This window comes from uncultured Amnibacterium sp. (assembly GCF_964250715.1).
In the GTDB taxonomy this organism is placed as follows: Bacteria; Actinomycetota; Actinomycetes; order Actinomycetales; family Microbacteriaceae; genus Amnibacterium.
This window is the reverse complement of record NZ_CAXUGX010000013.1, coordinates 25,527-47,286: the sequence shown is the minus strand read 5'-3', so window position 1 is coordinate 47,286 and position 21,760 is coordinate 25,527. Positions and strand designations below refer to the sequence as shown.

Here is a 21,760-nt window from a genome sequence, read left to right as displayed (position 1 = left end):
GGGCACGAGGGGCCGTCGGACCCCCTGTCTAGACTTCGAGGCATGTCTGCGGCCACCGATCGTCTCGTCTGGATCGACTGCGAGATGACCGGTCTCGACCTCAGTACCGACGAACTGGTCGAGGTCGCGGTCGTCGTCACCGACTACGACCTGAAGCCGGTGGACCCCGGGTTCGACATCGTCATCCGCCCCTCCGACTCCGCGCTGCTGCAGATGAACCAGGTCGTGCGCGAGATGCACACCGCCTCCGGTCTGCTCGAGGCGCTGCCCGGCGGCGTCACGCTGGGCGACGCGGAGGCGCAGCTGCTGGAGTACCTGCAGCGGTTCACCACCGCGGGTCAGGCGCCCATCGCCGGCAACACGATCGGGACGGACCGCAGCTTCCTGGCCCGGTTCATGCCGCGGCTCGACGCGCACCTGCACTACCGCAGCGTCGACGTCTCCAGCGTGAAAGAGCTCGCCAAGCGCTGGTATCCGCGGGTCTACTACAACGCCCCGGCCAAGCACGGCGGCCACCGCGCACTGGCCGACATCTTGGAATCCATCCGCGAGCTGGACTACTACCGCCGCACCGTGTTCGTCGGCCTGCCGGGTCCGTCCTCCGACCAGGCGCAGGCCGCCGCATCCTCCACGGTCGAGGCATTCGCCCTGTAGCGCCCCGTCGCCTGCGTGCGATCTTCCCGTGACCGTGACCGTGACCGTGACCGTGGCCGGTCGGAGCGGCTGCGCTACACTCGACGCCGGTCCGGCGCGAGTCGCCGGCCGCGTGGTGGGCGTAGCTCAGTTGGTAGAGCGCTGGCTTGTGGTGCCGGAAGTCGCGGGTTCAAGTCCCGTCGTCCACCCCACTCGAAGCAGGTCGTGTTCCGCCCGATGGCGACCGACGGAGGCCCGGGTGACGGACGCGAACGACGGTGAGCGGCTCGACGCCGCCACCTTCGAGCGGCTCGTCGTCGAGGAGCTGGATCGGCTGCCCGACGAGATGGTCGACGGGCTGGAGAACGTGGCGTTCGTCACAGACGACGAGGCCGAGGACGGCGAATACCTGCTGGGGCGGTACGACGGGGTCGACCTGACCCGGCGTGAGCGGTACGGGTTCGGCGAGTTACCGGATCGCATCGTGCTGTACCGGCTGCCGCTGCTCGCCGCGACCGCGGACGAGGCCGAGCTGCGCGCCGAGGTGCGGACGACGCTGATCCACGAGATCGGCCACTACTTCGGCCTGGACGACGACCGTCTGCACGAACTCGGCTGGGCCTGAGCCACTGCCTGCAGTCCGCAGGAATTCAGGCTAGATCGACGTTAATGGCCGGATCCGGTCGGATTCGCCTTCATTTCTCGATTTCGCCTGAATTCCTCGGCGGTATCGGCGGAGCACGAGGGCACCCGGCAGCCCGGGGTCAGAGGCGGTGCGACTCCGCGTCGTGGTCGGCCTGATCGCCGCGGGGGTCGCTGTCGCCCTGGTCGAAGGAGTAGAGGACCAGCGGTTGGCCGTTCACCTCGCGCTGCTCGCCGGCGATGTACTGGAACAGGGCATCGGTGCCCTCGACCAGCCCCATCTGCGTGATGCGGGCCTCCGGAGCGCCGTCGGACAAGTACCGGTGCTCGGTGGTGCCGGCCAGCGGACCGTCGGTGTACTCGGCCACGTACTGGCCGGACTCGCCCTGGTCGGCGACGGTCGGGGACGAATCGCTCATGTCGGAACGCTACCGCGGCGAGCGCTGACCGTACCCTGACCGCGTGAACCGGCGGGGGCGCGCGGGGCGTGAGCAGGCCGGATCGAGCAGGCAGGCGTGAAGAGGCGAGCGTGAAGAGGCGGGCGTGAGTAGGCGGAGCGCACTGCGGACGGTCGGCAGCACGCTGCTCGGCCTGCTCGTCGTCGCGCTCGCGGTCGTGATCGCCGCGTCGGTGCTGGCTCCGCCGCCGGATGCCACGGTCGCGGCCCTGGCCCTGCCGCTCCGGGTCGAGCAGCCCGCCCCGGCCCTGCCGAGCCGTGGTGCCGCCGCGGCGGCCACCGGGGACGAGCGTCCGATGCTCGCGGGCTCGACGACGGCCGTGCCGCTGGTCGCGGTCGCCAAGCTCGTCACCGTGCTGACGGTGCTGGGCGCCCGGCCGCTGACCCCCGGCCGCAGCGGTCCGATCATCCCGGTGACGGCGGACGACGTCGCCTACCACCGGTCGGAGGCGACGCTCGGCCAGCGCACGCAGCCGCTGCTGATCGGCGACACCTGGACGGAGTCGGACGCGATCGCCGCCACCGTCGTCGCGTCGAGCAACGACACCGCCGTGATGCTCGCCTCCTGGGCCTTCGGCTCCCCCGACGGGTACCTGACCGCGGCCCGCAGCTGGCTGCAGCGCCACGGCCTGCGCTCGGTGCGGGTGCTCGACCCCACCGGGCTGAACGACGGGGACGTCGGCAGCGCGGCAGACGTCGCGAGGATCGGGGTGCTGGCCGCAGCGGACCCCGCGCTCAGTGCGCTGACCGGCCGCGGCTCCTTCCACACCGTGCACGACCTGGCGGTCACCGACGACATCGCATTGGCCGACTCAGGCGACATGACGATGCTGACGCGCAGCTACAGCGACGCGGGCGGCGTCTGCGCCGTCGCGCTCTGGCACGGCACGGTGTCCGGCGCGCGCCGCACGGTCGCGGTGGCGCTGCTCGGCGAACCGGACTGGGCGACGCTGGCAGCAGACCTGCGCGCCTTCGCCGCCTCCGCGGATCGGCTGCACGGCACGGTGCTGCCGGCGAGGACGCCGGCACTGCGGCTGACGACGGCGTGGGGCGGATCGGCCGATGCCGTGACGACGACCGCCGTCAGCGCGTTCGCGCTGCGGCCGGGCTCGGTGACCTCGACGGTGTCGGCACCCATCACGGCGGCAGCGACGGCCGGGACGCGGAGCGGGATCGTGACGCTGAGGTCACCGTCCGGCCGCGACCGGGTTCCCCTGGTGCTGGCGTCGACCCTGACCGGGCCCGATCTGCTCTGGCGGATCACCCATCCGGCGCAACTCGTCCCCCGCTTCATGGGCGCCGTCCGCTGAGCGATATGCACTGAGGGGACCTCCATCGAGGGGACATGCACTCAGTCGATGCCCACCGAGGCCACGCCGCCCCGCAGCAGCAGATCGGCGACCGGAGGCCGGCGGGCCTGCACGCGCCGCTCGTCGTCGCGCCAGGCCGCAAGGCGTCCCTGACGGGTGTGCGGGTCGCGCCGCTCGGCGCGGCGGGCGCGGAGCCCGTCGTCCACCTGCAGCAGCAGCGCGACGGTCGCGAACGGTCGGCTGCGGGGAGTGAGCGCTCCGCAGCCCTCCACGATCAGGGGGCGACCGGGGTGCAGCAGCACCGGGCGACCCGGTGCCCGAGCCGCCCAATCCCACTCGCGCCAGGCCACGACCCGACCGGCGGCTCGGGCGGGGAGCACGCGGGTCGCGAGCAGGTCGGCGGCGGCGGCCAGTCCGCTCCACCCGGGGTAGAGCACCTCCATCGCCAGGACCTCGGCCTGCAACCGGGGCGCGAGCCAGGCGGCCAGCGTCGTCTTGCCACTGCCGGAGCCGCCGTCGATCAGCAGCGTCCACGCCGGACCGGTCAGTTGGGGCCGGAGGGCCGCCAGCAGGGCCGCCCGAGACGGCAGGACGAGCTCGGTTCGCATCGGCAGCGCGTCAGACACCGGCGACCCCGCCCGGATTCCACGTGCCGAGCGCGACCGCCGCGGCGATCGCGACGCCGAGCACGCCCGCGGTGACGACGACGAGCACCAGGTCCGGCAACCCGAGCACCGAGGGCCTCGCCCAGGTCCGACCGCCCGGGCCGCCGAACCCGCGAGCCTCCATCGCCGTCGCCAGCACTCCGCCCCGGCGCACGGACAGCACCAGCAGGGCGAAGGCCTGCCCGGCGAAGCGGCGGAGCCGGCCCCGGTCCGCGACACCGCGCGCGCGCCGGGCGAGCGCGAGTGCCCGCCAGTCCTCGCCGAGCAGCCCGAACAGCCGGAAGGCCGCGAGCGCGCCGAGCACGAAGCGGGAGGGAAGGTGCAGCACCTGCGCCAGGCCGTCCGCGAGCCGGGTCGCGTCGATGCCGGCGAGCAGGCCGACGCCGCAGACGCCGATCGCGAGGATGCGCAGGAACGTCGCCGCAGCGAGGGCGAGCGACCCCGCCGTCACGTGGACGAATCCCCACTCGGCGAGCACGGCTCCGCTCGGCGCGCCGTACAGGGCGATCGTCAGCGCGGCCAGCGGCGCGGCGAGCAGCAGCGGCACGATGCGGATCCCGAGGGCACGTGGCCGGACCCCGGCGATCGTGAGCAGGACGGCCCCGAGCAGGAGCGCGGTCCCGGCCGAGACCACGTCGACGCTGATCACGAGGATCACGGCGAAGGCGAGGGCGGCGAGCAGCCGGACGACGGGGTTGACGCGGTCGAGCGCGGCGGTCACGCGGCGACCGCGAAGTGCAGGTGCTGTGCCCCGAGCGCCGCGGCGAAGTCCTCGTCGTGGGTGACCGCCATGACGGCCCTCCCCTCGGCCAGCAGGTCGCGGACGAGGTCCACGAGCGATGCCCAGGTGAGCGCGTCCTGCCCGAACGTCGGCTCGTCGACGACGAGCACGCGCGGCGCGGTCGCGAGCGCGGTCGCCACCGACAGCCGGCGCTGCTCCCCGCCGGAGAGGGTGAAGGGGTTCGAGTCGGCGAGGGCATCCAGCCGCAGCCGCGCGAGCAGCTCGTCCACACGGCGGCGCACCTGCGCCTCGGGCAGCCGCAGCGCCCTCGGCCCGACCGCGAGCTCGGCCCCCACGGACGCGGTGAGGAACTCGTGCTCCGGCTGCTGGAACACGAAGCCGATGCGGGGCAGCAGCTCCCGGGACCGCCAGCGGAGCGGGTTCGGGCCGAGTCGATCTGCAAGAGCATGCGACGCGCGCACCTCGCCCGCGACAGGCGGCAGCAGCCCGGCCGCGGTCAGCGCGAAGGTCGACTTGCCGGAGCCGTTGGGGCCGGTCACCGCGAGCGCCGCGCCGCCCTGCACCGCGGCGACGATGCCAGAGCGGACGGCGGCACCGTCGCGGCCGACCGCGAGATCGGCCGCGGTGAGCAGGGTCTCGCCTGCTCCGATCGGCGCGGCCGGCGAGCGCGGCACCAGGCCCGGGATCCAGATGCCGGCGGCGGCGAGCGCCGTCCCACGGCCGTCGAGCACCGCGGCCGGCGACCCCTCGGCCAGCACCCCGCCGCCCGGCTCGAGCACGACGATGCGGTCCACGACGTCGCGCCAGGCTGCCACCCGGTGCTCGACGACCACGAGCGTCATCCCGGTCGCGCGGACTGCGGCGAGCACGGCTTCGCGCACCTCCATCACTCCGGCGGGATCGAGGTTGGCGGTCGGCTCGTCGAGCAGCATCGCGCCGGGCTGCATCGCGAGCACTCCGGCCAGGGCCAGGCGTTGCTGCTGCCCGCCGGAGAGCGCGCCGGTCGACCGGTCGAGCGGCACCCGCAGCCCGACGGCGTCGAGCGCGCCCGCGACGCGGCCGGGGATCTGGTCAGCCGGGACGCGCAGGTTCTCGCAGCCGAAGGCGACATCGTCGCCGACCCGTTCGAGCACGATGTTGGCGTCGGGCGCCTGCTGCACCAGCCCGACCCGGCCGCGGGCCGATCGGGCGTCCAGGCCGTCGACCAGGAGCATCCCTGCGTCCTCGCCCTCGTCGTCGCCGAGCACGCCGGCGAACGCGCGGAGGAGTGTCGACTTGCCGGCCCCGGAGGCGCCGAGCAGCAGCACCCGCTCCCCCGGTTCGACGCCCAAGTCGAGGTCACGCAGGGCCCAGGCCGAGCGGCCCGCGTGCTGCCAGCCCCAGCCGCGCGCCGTCAGCGCGGCGGCGGTCATCGCGCGGTGCGCGCCCGTCCCACGGGGAACCGCGCAAGCGCGCCGGTCGCCGCGAGCGCCCGCACCACGAGCCACGCGAGCAGCCCCGCGAGCACCGCACCCGAGATCGCCTGCGAGACGAGGTAGACGCCCTCGAACGCCGGGCTCGACCCCGCGTACGAGCCGGCGAGGCCCGGGATGAGCCCGAGGTCGTAGACGGAGGCGCCGACGCCGGCCAGCGCGCCCGCGAGCAGGGCGGTCCACCAGGTCCAGACCCGGTACGCGAAGACCGCGAAGAGCAGCTCCGCCCCGAGTCCCTGCACGAGTCCGGAGATGATGACCGTGGGTCCCCACTGATTGCCCACCAGCGCCGAGATGACGGCCGCGACGAGCTCGCCGAACAGCGCCGCTCCGGGCTTGCGGATCACGAGTGCGACCAGCGGGCCGGCGATGAACCATGGGCCGTTGACCAGGCCCTGCACCCCGGGCAGCAGCGGGGTCAGCGCGTTGCTCGGCCCGGCGTAGGCGACGTTCCACACGAGGAAGACGAACGAGCAGGCGACGGCGAGCACCGCCGCCACGACGATGTCCACCACCCGCCAGCGCCGGGTTCGTGGCCGGCGCCCGCCGGACGGTGCGGGCCCCGCGGAAGCAGGCCCGCGGGATGTGGATGCGGTCATGGAACGTGCCCTCTCTGCCCATTGCAGATCTGCCCATTGCAGATCCCTGATCCGGAAGGGCACGGGAGCGAGAAGGCGACGTCCCTTGCGCCGGCATGATCCGGATCAGGTTCGCTCGGTCGAAGCTTGGAGCAGCTTCCTCTCAGCCCGGCTCACCGGACTCCCGTGTCAGCCGCGAGCCTACGCTGGCTCGCGTGGAACTGTGCATCTTCACCGAGCCCCAGCAGGGCGCCTCCTACGACACCCAGCTGCGTCACGCGCAGGCGACCGAGCGGCTGGAGTTCACCGGCTGGTTCCGCAGCGACCACTACCTCGCGATGCACGGCGCGGACGGCCTGCCCGGTCCGACGGATGCGTGGACGACGCTGGCGGGGCTGGCGCGGGAGACGAGCAGGGTCCGGCTCGGCACGCTGGTCTCCAGCGTCACCTACCGCGTGCCCGGCCTGCTGGCGATCCAGGTGGCGCAGGTCGACGCGATGAGCGGCGGGCGAGCGGAGCTGGGACTCGGCACCGGCTGGTACGGGGCCGAACATGCCGCGTACGGCATACCGTTTCCGGCCAAGCGGTTCGGGCTGCTCGAGGAGGCGCTGCAGGTGGTGACCGGCCTCTGGGGCACGCCGGTCGGCGAGCGCTTCTCGTTCGCGGGCGAGTTCTTCACGCTGACCGACTCCCCCGCGCTGCCGAAGTCGGTGCAGGAACGCATTCCGGTGATCGTCGGCGGGATGGGACCGCGCCGCACGCCGGCGATCGCCGCCGCCTACGCGACCGAGTACAACGCGAACTTCGGCTCCGAGGACGAGTTGGCCGCCGCGATCGACCGGGTGCGGGCCGCCGCCGCCGCGATCGGACGCGATCCTGGGACGATCAAGTTCTCCACGGCGCAGCACACGATCCTGGGGCGCACCGAGGCGCAGTACCGACAGCGCGCGGACCATGACGGCGTCGAGCCCGATGCGCACCGGGCGGGGGCGTTGGGCGGCTCCGTCGACGAGGCGCGGGAGCGCATCGCGAAGTATGCCGAACTCGGCATCGACCGGGTCTACCTGCAGGTGTTCGACATGGCCGACCTGGACCACCTGGAGCTGCTGGCCGAGCTGCTCGACTGAGCGACATGGCTCGGATCAGGACCGGAGACCCGGGCGGTCACGCCGCCGTCACCTGCACGGTGTGCAGACCGGTCGCGCCGTTCGGCACCACTCCGACCACGCGCGAGGTCTGCAGCAGGCCCGTCGCATCCGTCGCCCGCACGCGCAGGGTGTGGCTGCCGGGTGCGGCGATCCAGCGGAACGACCACTGGCGCCAGGTGTCGAGCGAGAGCGCCTCGGCCAGCACGGCGTCCCGCCACGGGTCGCCGTCCACCTGCACCTGCACGCGACGGATGCCGATGTGGGGTGCCCACGCGACCCCGGCGGCCACCACCGGACCGGCGGGCACTGTGCGGCCGGACGCCGGCACGTCGATGCGGCTGGAGAGCTTGACGGGCGCCTTCGCCGTGTAGCCGCGGTCGGTCCAGTACGCGGTCGCCCGGTCGAACCGCGTCACCTGCAGCCGGGTCAGCCACTTGGTCGCCGAGACGTACCCGTACAAACCCGGCACCACCATCCGCGCCGGGAAGCCGTGCACCTGCGGCAGGACGTGGCCGTTCATGCCGACCGCCAGCACCGCGATCCGCGCGTCGGTCAGCACCGACAGCGGCGTGCTGGCGGTGAAGCCGTCCGCCCCCGAGGAGAGCACCATGTCCGCACCTGCGCGGGGCGCCGCCCGCGCGAGCAGGTCGCGCAGCGGCACGCCGAGCCAGGCGGCGGTGCCGACCAGGTCGCCGCCCACCTCGTTGGAGACGCAGAGCAGCGTGGTGCGGTGCTCGACCATCGGCAGGGCGAGCAGCTCGCGGTACCGCACCCGGATCGGGCGGGCCACCATCCCGGTGATCTCCAGCGCCCACGAGTCGGGATCGATCGCCGGTGGCGCCAGGGCGATGTCGACCCGGTAGAAGTCGGCGTTCGGAGTGACGAGCGGTGCGAGACCGGGCACGGACAGCGTGGCGGCCGCCGGCACGGGTGGCAGCGGCCGCACCGGCCGCGGCAGCCGGATGCGGGCGACGGCGGCGGCCGCCCTGCGGGTCGAGGCCGTGACCGCATCCGCACCCAGGGCCGCGAGGCCGCCCGCCAGCGCGATCGTGCCCGCGACGATCACGAAGCCGCGCCGCGACCGCGCACCGGACGGCGCCCGCCCGGCGATCCGCGCACCTCGGGTGAGCACACCGAGCAGCAGCCAGCCGAGCGCCAGCACCGTCAGTGACGGCGCGACATCGACCGCGCTGTTGCCGGTGCGGGTTGCGGCAGCGCCGGCCGCCACGACGCCGAAGACGACGACCACCCACCGACCCGCCGGCGGCCGACGGACTTCCAGCACTCCCGCCGCCGCAGCGGCCACGAGCAGCAGCACCCCCAGCAGGGTCAGCAGCACGGCCTTGTCACCGCTGCCGAACGACTCGATGACCGCGTTCTTCAGCCACCCGGGCGTCAGATCGATGACGAGGGAGCCGACCGCGAGCAGCGGGCTGGCACTCGGGTGCAGCACGGCCGCGGTGAGTTCGCCGGCACCGAGGGCGGCGGCGGCCGCGGCGACTCCGGCTGCAACCGGTCGCGCATCCCGCCGACTCGGCCGACTCTGTCGCTGCACCGACCGAGCGTACGCGCGCCCGGTGCGGAGGGACTCCGCGCGGCTACTTCTTGAGCGCGCGGATGACGCGGGACAACGCCTCGCCGGCGACCCAGACGAACGGGATACCGACCGCGAGCAGGGCGACACTGTTGGGCTGGAACCGCACGCCCAGGCTGTCGCCGATGTAGGCGCCGATCGGCAGGGTGTAGCCGCCACCGCCGCCGCCCTCGTCGCCGTTGTCGCTGCTGCCGCCGCCGAAGCCGTAGGCGAGCAGCGCGACGGGCACGACGGTGGTGCCCTCCACATCGAGCGGTTCGCCGTAGACGGCGTGCACGCCGAACGACTTGATGGACTCGGCCAGTTGCTGCGGAAGCGAGGTCATGGCAGGAACCTAGCCCCGCCACCCGACCGCCGCCCCTCTGCCCTCATCCGCGACATCTGCGCATGCGTGCCCGTGGTCGTATGTCGCGGATCCGGGCAGACGCACGTGGTGTGGGGTGCACCTGCCGTCCCCGGCGGGCGCTCGGCATCGTCCCAGTACGGTGAGCGGTCGGCTGTTCACGAGGAGCCGACACAAGGAGCCCACATGCAGACCTGGCCCGGTACCCCGTATCCGCTCGGGGCGACCTTCGACGGCAGCGGCACCAACTTCGCCCTCTTCTCCGAGGTCGCCGACAAGGTGGAGCTCTGCCTGTTCGACGACGACGGGACCGAGACACGCATCGACCTCATCGACGTCGACGCGTACGTCTGGCACTGCTACCTGCCGCAGATCCAGCCCGGCCAGCAGTACGGCTACCGCGTGCACGGCCCCTACGACCCCACATCGGGCGTGCGCTGCAACCCGAACAAGCTGCTGATGGACCCCTACGCCAAAGCGACGGCCGGCGACTTCGACTGGGACCAGTCCCTGTTCTCCTACACGTTCGGCGACCCCGACTCCACGAACGATCAGGACTCCGCGGGTCACGTGCAGCTCTCGGTGGTCGTCAACCCGTTCTTCGACTGGTCCGGCGACCGCATCCCCCGCACGCCGTACCGCGAGACCGTCATCTACGAGGCGCACGTGAAGGGCCTCACCGAGCTGCACCCCGGTATCCCCGAGGTGGAGCGCGGCACCTACGCCGCGATCGGCCACCCGGTCGTGATCGACCACCTGCAGAAGCTGGGCGTCACCGCGATCGAATTGATGCCCGTGCACCAGTTCGTGCAGGACTCGACCCTGCTCGACAAGGGGCTGCGCAACTACTGGGGCTACAACACGATCGGCTTCTTCGCGCCCCACAACGAGTACGCCGCGACCGGCCAACGCGGCCAGCAGGTGCAGGAGTTCAAGTCGATGGTGCGCTCGCTGCACACCGCCGGCATCGAGGTGATCCTGGACGTGGTCTACAACCACACCGCCGAGGGCAACCACATGGGGCCGACCCTGTCGTTCCGGGGCATCGACAACGCGGCCTACTACCGCCTGGTCGAGGACGACCAGCGCTACTACATGGACTACACCGGCACCGGCAACTCGCTGAACGTGCGGCATCCGCACGCGCTGCAGCTGATCATGGACTCGCTGCGCTACTGGGTGACCGAGATGCACGTAGACGGCTTCCGCTTCGACCTGGCCGCGACGCTCGCCCGCGAGTTCTACGAGGTCGACCGGCTGTCCACCTTCTTCGAGCTGGTGCAGCAGGACCCGATCGTCAGCCAGGTGAAGCTGATCGCCGAGCCCTGGGACGTGGGTCCTGGCGGCTACCAGGTGGGCAACTTCCCTCCGCAGTGGACGGAGTGGAACGGCAAGTACCGCGACACGGTGCGCGACTTCTGGCGCGGGGAGCCCTCCACGCTCGGCGAGTTCGCTTCGCGGCTGACCGGCTCCGCCGACCTGTACGAGAACGACGGCCGGCGCCCGGTCGCCTCCATCAACTTCGTCACGGCGCACGACGGCTTCACGATCCGCGACCTGGTGTCGTACAACGAGAAGCACAACGATGCGAACGGGGAGGGCGGCAACGACGGCGAGTCGACCAACCGCTCCTGGAACTCCGGAGTCGAGGGCGACACGGACGATCCGCAGGTACTGACCCTGCGGGCCAAGCAGCAGCGCAATTTCATCGCCACCCTGCTGCTGAGCCAGGGTGTGCCGATGATCCTGCACGGCGACGAACTGGGCCGCACCCAGGGCGGCAACAACAACTCCTACGCCCAGGACAGCGAGATCAGCTGGGTGCACTGGGATCAGGCGGACGAGCCGCTGATCGAGTTCACCGCCGCGGTGGCGCGCCTGCGCAAGGAGCATCCCACCTTCCGCCGAGGCCGCTTCTTCGACGGCCGACCGACCGACCGCGACGAGGGGGCGCCGAAGGCGGACATCATCTGGCTGCGTCCCGACGGCACCGAGATGCGTCCGGACGACTGGGGCAGCGCGTTCGGCCGTGCGGTGGGCGTGTTCCTGAACGGCGAGGGCATCAAGGAGCGAGACAGCCGTGGCGAAGAGGTCACGGATGTCGACTTCCTGCTCTACTTCAGTGCCGCCGACGACGTGGTGCGCTTCAAACTGCCCCCCAAGTCGTTCGGCGTCGCGTGGGACGTGGTGGTCGACACCGCCGGCAAGGCGGCAGACCGCAAGCCGGTGCGGGCCGGCAATCTGCTGGCGGTCGAGGGCCGGTCGCTGGTCGTACTGCGCCAGCACCACGAGACCGAGGCGGAGCCGGATCACTCCGTCGCCGCATCGCTGGCGGTGCTGGCCGGCACCCAGGCGACCACCGGCCAGTCGGCACCCACGACCCGATGAAGACTCCGATGTCGACCTACCGCATCCAGGTGCGCGAGGCGTTCGACCTGCATTCAGTGGCCCGACTGGCGGACTACCTGGCCGACCTCGGGGCCGACTGGGCGTACCTGTCGCCGCTACTCGAGGCGGAGGCGGGATCCGACCACGGGTACGACGTGATCCGGCACGACCGCATCGATCCCGCCCGCGGCGGCGATGCAGGGCTGGTCGAGGCGTCCGCCGCCCTGCGCGCGGCCGGGCTCGGCGTGCTGATCGACGTGGTGCCCAACCACGTGGGCGTCGCCACACCGTCCACGAATCCCTGGTGGTGGGACGTGCTGCAGTTCGGCCGCGAGTCGCACCACGCTGCGGCGTTCGACATCGACTGGGACTTCGGCGGCGGCAAGCTGCGCATCCCCGTGCTGGGCGACGGCGACGAGGACCTCGCAGCGCTGACCGTCGAGCAAGTCCCCGGTCCGGATGGGGCCGTGGTCCCACAGCTCGCCTACTACGACAACCGGTACCCGATCGCTCCCGGCACCGCACCGGCGGGCGCGACGCCGCAGCAGGTGCACGCCGCGCAGCACTACGAGCTGGTGTCGTGGCGTCGCGCGGACGCGGAGCTGAACTACCGGCGATTCTTCGCAGTGAACACCCTCGCCGCCATTCGCGTCGAGCTGCCCGAGGTGTTCGACGCGAGCCATGCGACGATCCGCTCCTGGATCGAGCAGGGCCTGGCCGACGGCCTGCGCATCGACCATCCCGACGGGCTGCTCGACCCCGGCGCGTACCTCGATCGGCTGGCGGAGGCGACTGGCGGCGCCTACGTCCTCGTGGAGAAGATCCTGGAGGGCGACGAGCTGCCGCCGGACGGCTGGGCCACGGCCGGCACGACGGGGTACGACGCGCTCGGCGAGTTCGACCGCGTGCTGATCGACCCCGCCGGCGAAGGCCCGCTGGCCGCGCTGGCCGACCGGCTGCACGGCGGGCACGTCGACTGGCACGCGCTGATCCACGACACGAAGCGCGCGGTCGCCGACGGCATCCTGCACTCCGAGGTGCTGCGCATCGTGCGGACCGGCGCCTGGGAGACCGCGACCGACCCCGGTCTGCTGGCCGACGGGGTTGCCGAGCTGCTGGCCTGCTTCCCGGTGTACCGCAGCTACCTGCCGCAGGGCGCCGACCGGCTCGCCGAAGCGGCGGCCCTCGCGCGACAGCACCGACCCGACCTCATCGCCGTGCTCGACGAACTGGTCCCCCTGCTCGGCGATGCCGCGGATCCGGCGGCGCAGCGGTTCCAGCAGACCTCGGGGATGATCATGGCGAAGGGCGTGGAGGACAACGCCTTCTACCGCTACAGCCCGCTGACCAGCCTGACCGAGGTCGGCGCGGATCCGGCCGAGTTCGCGATCGACCTGACGCGGTTCCACGAGCGCCAGGCGCGCCGCCAGGACCGCTGGCCGCTGTCGATGACCACGCTGTCGACCCACGACACCAAGCGGGGCGAGGACGTGCGCGCCCGCATCGACGCCCTGGCGGAGGTGCCGGAGGAGTGGGCCGAGACGGTCGACGCGCTGGAGGACATCGTCCCGATCGGCGACGGCACCTTCTCGAATCTGCTCTGGCAGGCAGCGGTCGGCGCCTGGCCGATCGAGCGGGAGCGCCTGCACGCGTACGCCGAGAAGGCCTCGCGCGAGGCTGGTGTCTCGACCACGTGGACGGCGCCGGACACCGCCTTCGAGGACCGCCTGCACGCCGCAGTCGACGCCGCGTACGACGACGAGCGGGTCGCGGCCATCGTGCAGCGCGTGGCGACCAGCCTCGCCGCCGCCGGCTGGTCCAACGGACTCGCGGCGAAGCTGCTGCAGCTTGCCGGGCCGGGCGTGCCCGACGTCTACCAGGGCAGCGAGCTGTGGGAGACCTCGCTCGTCGACCCCGACAACCGCCGGAGTGTCGACTTCGCCGTGCGGCGCGCGCTGCTGGCGCAGGTGAACGCCGGCGCCCTGCCGCCGATCGATGCGACCGGAGCCGCCAAGCTGCTCGTCACCGCGCGGACGCTGCGCCTGCGCCGCGATCGACCCGAACTGTTCACCGGCTACACACCGCTCTTCGCCCGCGGTCCGGCCGCCGACCACGCCGTCGCGTTCGACCGCGGCGGCGCGATCGCCGTGGCGACGCGACTGCCGATCTCGCTCGCCGAGCACGGCGGCTGGGCCGACACCGTGATCGAGATCGGCAGCTCGCCCGTCGTGGACGTGCTGACCGGAACGCCGTATCAGGGTGGCACGATCCCGCTGACGCGGCTGCTGGAGCGCTATCCGGTGGCCCTGCTGGTGGAAGAAGGGGGAAAACCATGACGCACGCCGTGACCCGGCATCCGTTCGCAGTGTGGGCGCCCAAGCCGGCCCGGGTGCGGGTGGTGAGCGGGGAGACGACCACCGAGCTGGTCCGTGCGGAGGACGGCTGGTGGTCGCCGGCGCCCGGCGAGCTGCCCGACGTGGCACCGGATGCGCGCTACGGCTACCTGCTGGACGACGCGGACACGCCCATCCCAGATCCCCGCTCGCGCCGCCAGCCCGACGGCGTGCACACGTCGTCGCAGCGGTTCGAACCGGCCGATTACGACTGGCAGGACGCGGCCTGGACCGGCCGGCCGCTGGCGGGCGGACTGATCTACGAACTGCACATCGGCACCTTCACCCCCGACGGCACCCTCGACTCCGCCGTCGAACGCCTCGACCACCTGGTCGGGCTCGGTGTCACCCACGTGGAGGTGCTGCCGGTCAACGCGTTCAACGGAACGCACAACTGGGGCTACGACGGCGTGCTCTGGTACGCGGTGCAGGAGACGTACGGGGGTCCGATCGCCTACCAGCGCTTCGTCGACGCCTGCCATGCCCGCGGGCTGGCCGTGATCCAGGACGTCGTCTACAACCACCTGGGTGCCTCGGGCAACTACCTGCCGCAGTTCGGGCCCTACCTGTCGGAGCAGGGCGGCAACACCTGGGGCGATTCGGTCAACTTGGACGGGCCGCAGTCGGACGAGGTGCGCCGCTACATCCTGGACAACGCCCTGATGTGGCTGGGCGACCTGCACGTCGACGGCCTGCGCCTGGACGCCGTGCACGCCCTGACCGACACCCGGGCGGTGCACCTGCTGGAGCAGTTGGCGATCGAGGTGGCCGCCCTGTCGGCGCACGTCCGCCGGCCGCTGACCCTGATCGCGGAGTCGGATCTGAACGACCCGGCGCTGATCACCTCGCGAGAGGCCCATGGCTACGGGCTGGACGCGCAGTGGAGCGACGACTTCCACCACGCGCTGCACGTGGCGCTGACGGGCGAGACGACCGGGTACTACAGCGACTTCGCAGGCCTCGACGTGCTGGCCAAGGTATTGACCCACGGGTTCTTCCACGACGGCACGCGCTCCAGTTTCCGTGAGCGGCACCACGGGCGCGCGATCGACCGGCTGAGCATGCCGACCTCGCGGCTCGTGACGTTCGCACAGGACCATGACCAGATCGGCAACCGGGCGACCGGGGACCGGCTCTCGGCGACCCTCTCCCCCGACCGGCTCGCCGTCGGCGCCGTGCTGACACTGCTGACACCGTTCACGCCGATGCTCTTCATGGGCGAGGAATGGGGCGCGAGCACCCCATGGCAGTTCTTCACCTCGCATCCCGAGCCGGAGCTGGGCGAGGCGACCGCGAAGGGCCGCATCGCGGAATTCGCCTCGATGGGCTGGGATCCCTCCGTCGTCCCCGACCCGCAGGACCCCCGGACGTTCCTGCGCTCCAAGCTCGACTGGGCGGAGACCGAACAGGGTGACCACGCGCGCCTGCTCGGGGTCTATCGGCGGCTGGGTGCACTGCGCCGGCAGCTGCCGGCGATCACCGATCCGAGCTTCCTCGCAACCGAGGTGCAGTTCGACGCGGTCGCGGGGTGGCTGGTGCTGCGACGCGGCCCCGTCACGGTAGCGGTGAACCTGGGCGACAACCCCGCGACCCTGCCGGTCGTCGGCACTCTGCTGCTGGCGACGAACGACACCGTGCACGCCGACGACGAGTCCCTGCTGCTGCCCCCCGACACCGCCGCCGTGCTGGGCTGAGCTCGAAAGCGGGGGCGAACGCCGTCAGATCAGCGTGGCGAAGACGACCAGGTTGTCGTCGTAGTGGCCGATCGACCGGTTGAACGTGCCGCCGCAGGTGATCAGGCGCAACTGTGCATCCGGGGTCGGGCCGTAGACGGCCGCAGTGGGGAAGAGCGCATCGCTCACCAGTGCCGTCCGGGTGACCTTGAACCGCGCCGTCGTTCCGTCGGATCGGGGGACATCGATCTGCGCGCCGGGCCGGAGCAGTCGCAGCGAGTCGAAGACGGCCGGGCCGACGACCGCGTCGAAGTGGCCGGCGATCACGGCGGGGCCGATGTTGCCGGGCCGGACACCGGAGCTGAACCAGCCGGCGTCCGTGAAATTCGTCGGAGGCTGCAGCACGCCGGCGACGTCGGTCTTCAACGATTGCAGGCCTGCGTCCACACCGATGCTCGGGATCGTGATCCGCGTCGGCGTCGCGGCGGAGGCGGCTGCCGCGGACGGGTGCGGGTCCTGAAACGACGTCGTCCCGGTGCGGGCGAGCCGCACCCCGGCGATCGGCGCGGCGGCGACCGGCGAATGCAGCGACGCATGCGTGGTCCCGCGATCGGCGGCCACCCGGACCACGACCACCGCGGCGACGAGGATCACGATCACCACCCCCGTGATGCCACTCGTCACCAGCTTCCGACCGGGCCTCTCGCTGCGGGCGGGCTCTATCGCCGGTGCCTCGCGGTCGAGGTGGCGTCCGCGCGGCCGGGTGGTCGAGACGGACACCGGAGGTCAGGCCGCGACTCGGCGCCGCAGCAGCAGGAACAGCCCGAGAGCGGCGATCGCGGCCGCACCCGCGAGTCCTCCGGCCACGACGGTGGTCGACGCCTGATCCGCCCGGCCGACCGCACCTGCTCCGGTTGCGACCGAACCGATCGGGGCGACCGTGGTCGCGGAACTGTCGAGCGCCGAGCTGACCGACAGGCCGCCCTTGGCGTTGTCCAGCACGAAGACGGTGTGCACGGTGCCGGGCTGCAACTGTACCGACGCCGCGGCCGTGGTGGACGAGGCATCGAGGTCGAGCTCGGCGGTACCGGCTCCGATGGTGCGGTACGCCGTCGCATTCCCGAAGCTCACCCCGTCGGCGATGGTCGTGGAGCCGGCATCGACACCGATCGTCGAATGCTTGACGGAGGCGTTCACCACGCGGATACGGGCGGCATCGCCGGCGGACTGCGTCAAGTCGTCGCTGAAGACCTTGGTCGTCAGGTCCTTGTTCAGCCCGATCGCCGCCACGGTCTCGGCCTTCGAGCTGGAGACGGTCACCTGGCCGCTGACGACCGCGGGGCTACCCGCGGGCGCACCGGCCGCCACCATCGCGAGGGCGTAGGTGCCCTCCTGCAATTTCATGTACTGCGACACGGCGCCGTACCCGACGTTCGACAGCTTGAACAGCGGCGCCTTGGCTCCGGACAGGCTGCTGAGGGTGATGTCGACGGCCTTCGTATCGGGCGAGAGGTGCGCGACCCGCACCCACCCCGTGGACGTGGCACTCGCCGCGGCGGCGGGGGCGACAGCCAGGACCGCGGCGGCGACGACGGTCGTCAGGGCCGCGATCATTCGGCTTCTGCGTGCCACGGAGGTGTCCTCACTGCTGGTTGGGCTTGCCTGCTGTCGGGCGGCGTCAGCCGGCGCGCGGTTCAGGGCGATCGGCCGGCGTCGAAGGTTGCGAGGACGCCGTCGGGTGTGGCGTCGATTGTCGAGGTGCTGAAGCTGCCGCGCAAGCTCGACAAGTAGTTGAGTACTATCCCAGTCCGCTGGACATCGGCTGGAACGGCCCGACCGTCCAGGCCGCTGATCAGCACCTGGCGTCGCGGGCCGGCCGGGTCGCCGTCGACCGCCGGGAATGCGGCAACGGTGACGCTGTGCGTCGCCAGCAGCTGTCCGAGGACGAGCACCACGCGCTGGTCGACCCGGCCGGTCTGCAGCAGCATGCGGTCAGGCCCGCGGAGGACGATCCGGGGATTGCGGGCGAGTTCGGCCCCTGTCCTGGCCCGCGCGGCGGCCGCCGACTTCTGCGCCGCGGTCTGATTGGACGCCGTCGACGCGGGAGACGTCGACAGCGTCGACGGGTCGGCGCGCACCTGCAAGGCGGCCGATCCGGAGCCGAAGGCGACGACGGGGACGGACCGCCGCAGCACCGCCGCCGCGACACCGGCCGCGTGTGCGCGCAGCTCCGCATCGGCGACGACGTAGTCCGCGGTCGTCCAGGGTGCCGAGCTGCGCACACCGGCTACCTGTGCCGGGTCGGCGGCGTACCAGCCCACCGACGCAGGAGCACCGCGGGCGACGTCCGGCCACACCGCGAGTCCCACCAGTACGACCTGGCCGGCGGGCACGCTCCTGCCCACCCACTGTCGCACCCGCTCCGCCGGCCGGCCGGGCGCCTGCGCGAGACCGCCGACGCCGAGGCTCCACTGCACGGCGGCGACCAGGAGCAGCGCGACGATACCCATCAGCCATCCGGCACCGATCACGCTGACCGCCAGGGCGGGTCGGCCGAGTAGGACGACGGCACGGTCGACCGCGACACCCGTCAGGATCGCGAGCAGGGGCAGCAGCAGCACGGGCGGCGTGACCGCGTCGCGACCGAGGGGCACGAACGCCGCGACGACGACAAGAAGGCAGCTGACGACGACGGGGCTCAGGCGCCGCCGCGGCACGGCCACGACCAGCGCGATCGCGCCGACCAGCAGCCCGAGCGGGTCGACGGTCGCCCAGAGGCGCCACGCAGCAGTGCCGACAGCGGCTGGTGGCGCGAGGGCCGAGGCCGCGTCGGCGAGCCGGCCGAGGTCCGTCGATCCTGCTCCCGCCGGCGCCTGCTGCAGCGCGGCGCCGATCGCGACCGCCGCGGCGAGCACGACGAACGCGGCAACGACCCCGGCCGCGACCGCCCGGGCCGCGGCCGTGCGGGAGCCGGCGGGCCGGGAGCCGGCAGAGCGGGCGCCGGCAGAGCGGGCCAGGAGAAGAAGGGGCGCGATCGCACCGAGCGCGGCCCACGGCGCGGTCAGCACGGCGACGGCGGTGCAGGCACCCACCGCCACTGCGCGGCCCAACCGGAGACCGTCCGGGGATGGAGAGACCGGGGAAGAACCGGCCGGGGAGGTACCGGTCGGGAAGGAACAGCACTGGGCGATCGCGCAGGCCCCGAGCAGCCAGACGACGGCGAGGCCGATCGGCAACGGCTCGGTGTGCACGGCGACCGCCATCGGGGTGACACCGCTCGTCGCGGCGGCGGCGAACGAGGCCAGGGCGCTCGACGGCGATCGGCGGACGATCAGCCAGACGAGCGCCACGCCGATCAGGGCGAGGATCAGCTGCATCGCCCGGGTCGCTACGAGCGGTGAGACGCCCGCGACCTCCGCCAACGCGGATGTGACGACGCCGGTCTGCAGCCACGCGAGCGGCGGCGCATCCACGACGCGGTCATCGAAGAAGTGGTAGCCGGCCAGCGCGCCGGGCTGCAGTACCGCGAACGCACCGGCGGAACCGAACCGGGCGGCGCCGGTCGGCAGCCGGCTTGCCGCGATATTCCACCACTGCGCGACGGCGGTCAGCGCGAGTGCCGGCAGCAAGGAGACCAGCCAGGCGCCGCGTCGGCCCGACCAGCGCGCGAGTCGGGAGGCCGGTACAGCGCGGCTGCGCGCGTGCCGCGACAGCGCACGCCGCCGACCGCGGGCGATCGCGAGTTCGCCGGTCGTCGGCGCCGGCGTGCGCTCCTCCGGCGCGGGCGCAGCAGCCGGCGGGGGTGGGGGTGGGGGTGGGATATCGAGCGGCCCCGTGGAGTGGCGTGGACCGGCCGGTCCGGGCACGACGTCGTCGACGCCCTCATCGTCGTCCTCGCCGTCGACCCCAGCCACCCGCGCCTGCACCGGCACACCGGGTACGGGACCGGTTCGCACGGGAACCCCGCCGGTCGCGGGCACCGGCGGGTCCTGCGCCGGGGGCACGTCGACCGATCGGATCGGGCCGGTGGAGCGGGCGTTCGACGGGGCAGCCCGTCGCCGCCCGGCAACGAGTGGCCGGCGGATGAACCGGATGGAGTCCAGGGACCCGGACGAGTCGCCGGAGTCGGCACCGGTCACAGCATCCCGCGGTGGATCCGGAGCGTCGTCGGTCGTCACGGCGACCTCCTCGCTCCTCGCGTCCGCGACGGAGCAGGATCAGCGCGTCGTGCCGCTCCCGCCGCGAACCGTGGGGATTCACCCTCGCGCGGCCCCATTGTTCCGGGGTGAAGCCCGGCCCGCCACCGCCGGTCGTGGATTCAGCTCAGCCCTCTCCGTCGACCAGCCGCTCCCGGTCGGTGCTCCGCCGCTGCAGCAGGGCCGCCGGCCGGACGACGCCGCGGCCGAAGCGAGCGGTGGCGGAGTCGATCGCTCCCTCCGCCTCCCGCCAGCGTTCCTCATCGCTCCAGAGGCCCGCCTGGTCGGCCCAGGCGGGCAACAGCTGCTCCGCTCGGGTGCCCAGCAGGCGCACCGCCCGCCCGGCGAGCGGCACGGCGGCGAGCAGCGCCACCGTCTCCTCGTGGATGCGGCGGGCGGTGTCGGTGGGTTCGGCCAGGGTGTGCGCGCGGGTGATGGTGCTGAAGTCGCCATATCGCAGCTTCAGCGAGACAGTGCGCGCTCGCAGGCCCGCGGCGCGCAACCGCACCGCCACCCGCTCGGCCTGCTCCAGCAGCTCGCGCCGCAGGGCGACCGGATCGCGCACGTCGGTCGCGAAGGTGTTCTCGTGTCCGATGCTCTTCTCGGCGCGGGCGGTGGTGACCCGGCGGGCGTCGCGGCCCCAGGCCAGGTCGTGCAACCTGCCGCCCGCCGCCCGACCGACCCACGCGGTGAGCACGTCCGGCGGCGTGTCGGCCAGGTCGCCGACGTTGCGCAGCCCGCGACGCGCCAGCTGCTCCGCGGTGGCGGCACCGACCCCCCACAGCGCACCGACCGGCAACGGATGCAGAAACTGCAGCACGGTCTCGGGCGGTACCACCAGCAGGCCGTCGGGCTTCGCGGTGGTGGAGGCCAGCTTGGCGACGAACTTGGTGGACGCGGCGCCGACGGAGCAGGTGAGACCGGTGTCGGCCAGCACCCGCCGCCGGAGTTGCTGCGCGATGTGCGCGGGCGGACCGAACAGACGTACGGCGCCGGCCACATCGAGGAACGCCTCGTCGATGGACAGCGGCTCGACCAGCGGCGTGACGTCGCGGAACAGTTGCATCACGTGGGCCGACGCCCGGCGGTACTTCTCGTAGTGCGGCGGCAGCACCGTCGCCCCCGGGCAGAGCCGCAGGGCGCGCCCGACCGGCATCGCCGAGCGCACGCCGAAGGCACGCGCCGCGTAGTTGCACGAGGACACCACGCCGCGGGCGCCGTCGTGGCCGATGATGACCGGCACGTCCGCCAGGTGGGGATGGTCCAGCAGCTCGACGCTGGCGAAGAACGCATCCATGTCGACGTGCAGCACGGTCGCGCGGGCGCTGTCGACGCCGGGCTCGGACACCTGCCGCTCGCCCTGCCCACCCTTCGCCGCCACCCCGCCATTCTTCCGGCCGCCGCCGACAGCGACGTCCCCCCTCCTCGCCCTCCCCCTCCGTCCCGTCAGCAGGACCAGGTCTTGAAAACAGGCCGCTGGTCGACCACAGACCTGCCGAAGCGACCCGGTCCTGCTGTCGTGCTCG

General features: G+C 72.7%; 18 protein-coding genes, 1 tRNA gene and 1 riboswitch. Of the genes, 8 read left to right on the top strand and 11 right to left on the bottom strand.

The window, feature by feature from the left end:
• Positions 1-42 precede the first annotated feature (42 nt).
• From orn to ACFE7H_RS12335, 3 genes are all read left to right on the top strand, one after another.
• Positions 43-654: an oligoribonuclease gene (gene orn, locus ACFE7H_RS12345; protein ID WP_375401541.1), complete on the top strand. Its 612-nt coding sequence runs from the start codon at positions 43-45 to the stop codon at positions 652-654.
• Between the two features lie 115 nt (positions 655-769).
• Positions 770-845 (top strand) — tRNA-His (locus ACFE7H_RS12340).
• A gap of 47 nt (positions 846-892) precedes the next feature.
• Positions 893-1,258: a metallopeptidase family protein gene (locus ACFE7H_RS12335; protein WP_375401540.1), complete on the top strand. Its 366-nt coding sequence runs from the start codon at positions 893-895 to the stop codon at positions 1,256-1,258.
• Positions 1,259-1,397: 139 nt separating this feature from the next.
• Here the strand turns inward: ACFE7H_RS12335 and ACFE7H_RS12330 are convergent, their stop codons facing one another.
• On the bottom strand, positions 1,398-1,694 hold the full coding sequence (locus tag ACFE7H_RS12330) for a hypothetical protein (RefSeq protein WP_375401539.1): 297 nt from the start codon (positions 1,692-1,694) through the stop codon (positions 1,398-1,400).
• 124 nt (positions 1,695-1,818) lie between these two features.
• Here ACFE7H_RS12330 and ACFE7H_RS12325 point away from each other — a divergent pair, with 124 nt between their 5' ends.
• Positions 1,819-3,042 (top strand): hypothetical protein, encoded by a 1,224-nt coding sequence (locus ACFE7H_RS12325; protein ID WP_375401538.1) that lies wholly within the window; start codon positions 1,819-1,821, stop codon positions 3,040-3,042.
• A gap of 41 nt (positions 3,043-3,083) precedes the next feature.
• Here ACFE7H_RS12325 and ACFE7H_RS12320 read toward each other — a convergent pair whose 3' ends face one another.
• From ACFE7H_RS12320 to ACFE7H_RS12305, 4 genes are read right to left on the bottom strand one after another with little or no spacing between them, the layout of a single operon-like run.
• Positions 3,084-3,650 carry a hypothetical protein gene (locus ACFE7H_RS12320; protein ID WP_375401537.1) on the bottom strand — a complete coding sequence of 189 codons (567 nt, stop codon included), beginning with the start codon at positions 3,648-3,650 and terminating at the stop codon, positions 3,084-3,086.
• Between the two features lie 10 nt (positions 3,651-3,660).
• Positions 3,661-4,428 carry an energy-coupling factor transporter transmembrane component T family protein gene (locus tag ACFE7H_RS12315; RefSeq protein ID WP_375401536.1) on the bottom strand — a complete coding sequence of 256 codons (768 nt, stop codon included), beginning with the start codon at positions 4,426-4,428 and terminating at the stop codon, positions 3,661-3,663.
• Positions 4,425-5,861 carry an ABC transporter ATP-binding protein gene (locus ACFE7H_RS12310; protein ID WP_375401535.1) on the bottom strand — a complete coding sequence of 479 codons (1,437 nt, stop codon included), beginning with the start codon at positions 5,859-5,861 and terminating at the stop codon, positions 4,425-4,427. Before ACFE7H_RS12310 ends, ACFE7H_RS12315 begins: the two co-directional genes overlap by 4 nt.
• The gene (locus ACFE7H_RS12305) at positions 5,858-6,436 is read right to left on the bottom strand and encodes an ECF transporter S component (protein WP_375401534.1); all 579 of its coding nucleotides are present in this window, start codon (positions 6,434-6,436) and stop codon (positions 5,858-5,860) included. The genes ACFE7H_RS12310 and ACFE7H_RS12305 overlap by 4 nt, the downstream gene beginning before the upstream one ends.
• Positions 6,437-6,583: 147 nt before the next feature.
• Positions 6,584-6,697, bottom strand: a riboswitch (TPP riboswitch).
• A 17-nt stretch (positions 6,698-6,714) separates the two neighbouring features.
• Here ACFE7H_RS12305 and ACFE7H_RS12300 point away from each other — a divergent pair.
• Complete coding sequence (locus ACFE7H_RS12300; RefSeq protein ID WP_375401533.1) at positions 6,715-7,626, top strand: LLM class F420-dependent oxidoreductase; 912 nt, start codon at positions 6,715-6,717, stop codon at positions 7,624-7,626.
• Positions 7,627-7,663: 37 nt separating this feature from the next.
• Here ACFE7H_RS12300 and ACFE7H_RS12295 read toward each other — a convergent pair whose 3' ends face one another.
• Both ACFE7H_RS12295 and ACFE7H_RS12290 read right to left on the bottom strand, forming a co-directional pair.
• On the bottom strand, positions 7,664-9,202 hold the full coding sequence (locus ACFE7H_RS12295) for a molybdopterin-dependent oxidoreductase (RefSeq protein ID WP_375401532.1): 1,539 nt from the start codon (positions 9,200-9,202) through the stop codon (positions 7,664-7,666).
• A gap of 43 nt (positions 9,203-9,245) precedes the next feature.
• Positions 9,246-9,566 carry a hypothetical protein gene (locus ACFE7H_RS12290; protein ID WP_375401531.1) on the bottom strand — a complete coding sequence of 107 codons (321 nt, stop codon included), beginning with the start codon at positions 9,564-9,566 and terminating at the stop codon, positions 9,246-9,248.
• Positions 9,567-9,770: 204 nt separating this feature from the next.
• On the opposite strand from ACFE7H_RS12290, the gene glgX reads away from it, so the two are divergent.
• The 3 genes from glgX to treZ are packed head-to-tail and all read left to right on the top strand — an operon-like array spanning position 9,771 to position 16,059.
• Positions 9,771-11,972 carry a glycogen debranching protein GlgX gene (gene glgX, locus ACFE7H_RS12285; RefSeq protein WP_375401530.1) on the top strand — a complete coding sequence of 734 codons (2,202 nt, stop codon included), beginning with the start codon at positions 9,771-9,773 and terminating at the stop codon, positions 11,970-11,972.
• Entirely contained in the window at positions 11,969-14,308 is a 2,340-nt protein-coding gene (treY, locus tag ACFE7H_RS12280; RefSeq protein WP_375401529.1) for a malto-oligosyltrehalose synthase, read from the top strand. The genes glgX and treY overlap by 4 nt, the downstream gene beginning before the upstream one ends.
• Positions 14,305-16,059, top strand: a complete 1,755-nt coding sequence (gene treZ / locus ACFE7H_RS12275) for a malto-oligosyltrehalose trehalohydrolase (RefSeq protein WP_375401528.1) — start codon at positions 14,305-14,307, stop codon at positions 16,057-16,059. The genes treY and treZ overlap by 4 nt, the downstream gene beginning before the upstream one ends.
• A gap of 24 nt (positions 16,060-16,083) precedes the next feature.
• On the opposite strand, the gene ACFE7H_RS12270 is transcribed toward treZ, so the two are convergent.
• The 4 genes from ACFE7H_RS12270 to ACFE7H_RS12255 form a co-directional block, all read right to left on the bottom strand.
• The gene (locus ACFE7H_RS12270) at positions 16,084-16,722 is read right to left on the bottom strand and encodes a class F sortase (RefSeq protein ID WP_375401527.1); all 639 of its coding nucleotides are present in this window, start codon (positions 16,720-16,722) and stop codon (positions 16,084-16,086) included.
• A 102-nt stretch (positions 16,723-16,824) separates the two neighbouring features.
• Positions 16,825-17,652, bottom strand: coding sequence for a DUF4397 domain-containing protein (locus tag ACFE7H_RS12265; RefSeq protein WP_375401526.1), 828 nt, complete (start codon positions 17,650-17,652; stop codon positions 16,825-16,827).
• An 80-nt stretch (positions 17,653-17,732) separates the two neighbouring features.
• Positions 17,733-20,216 (bottom strand): hypothetical protein, encoded by a 2,484-nt coding sequence (locus ACFE7H_RS12260; RefSeq protein WP_375401525.1) that lies wholly within the window; start codon positions 20,214-20,216, stop codon positions 17,733-17,735.
• 145 nt (positions 20,217-20,361) lie between these two features.
• Positions 20,362-21,615: a DNA polymerase IV gene (locus ACFE7H_RS12255; protein ID WP_375401524.1), complete on the bottom strand. Its 1,254-nt coding sequence runs from the start codon at positions 21,613-21,615 to the stop codon at positions 20,362-20,364.
• Positions 21,616-21,760: the final 145 nt, after the last annotated feature.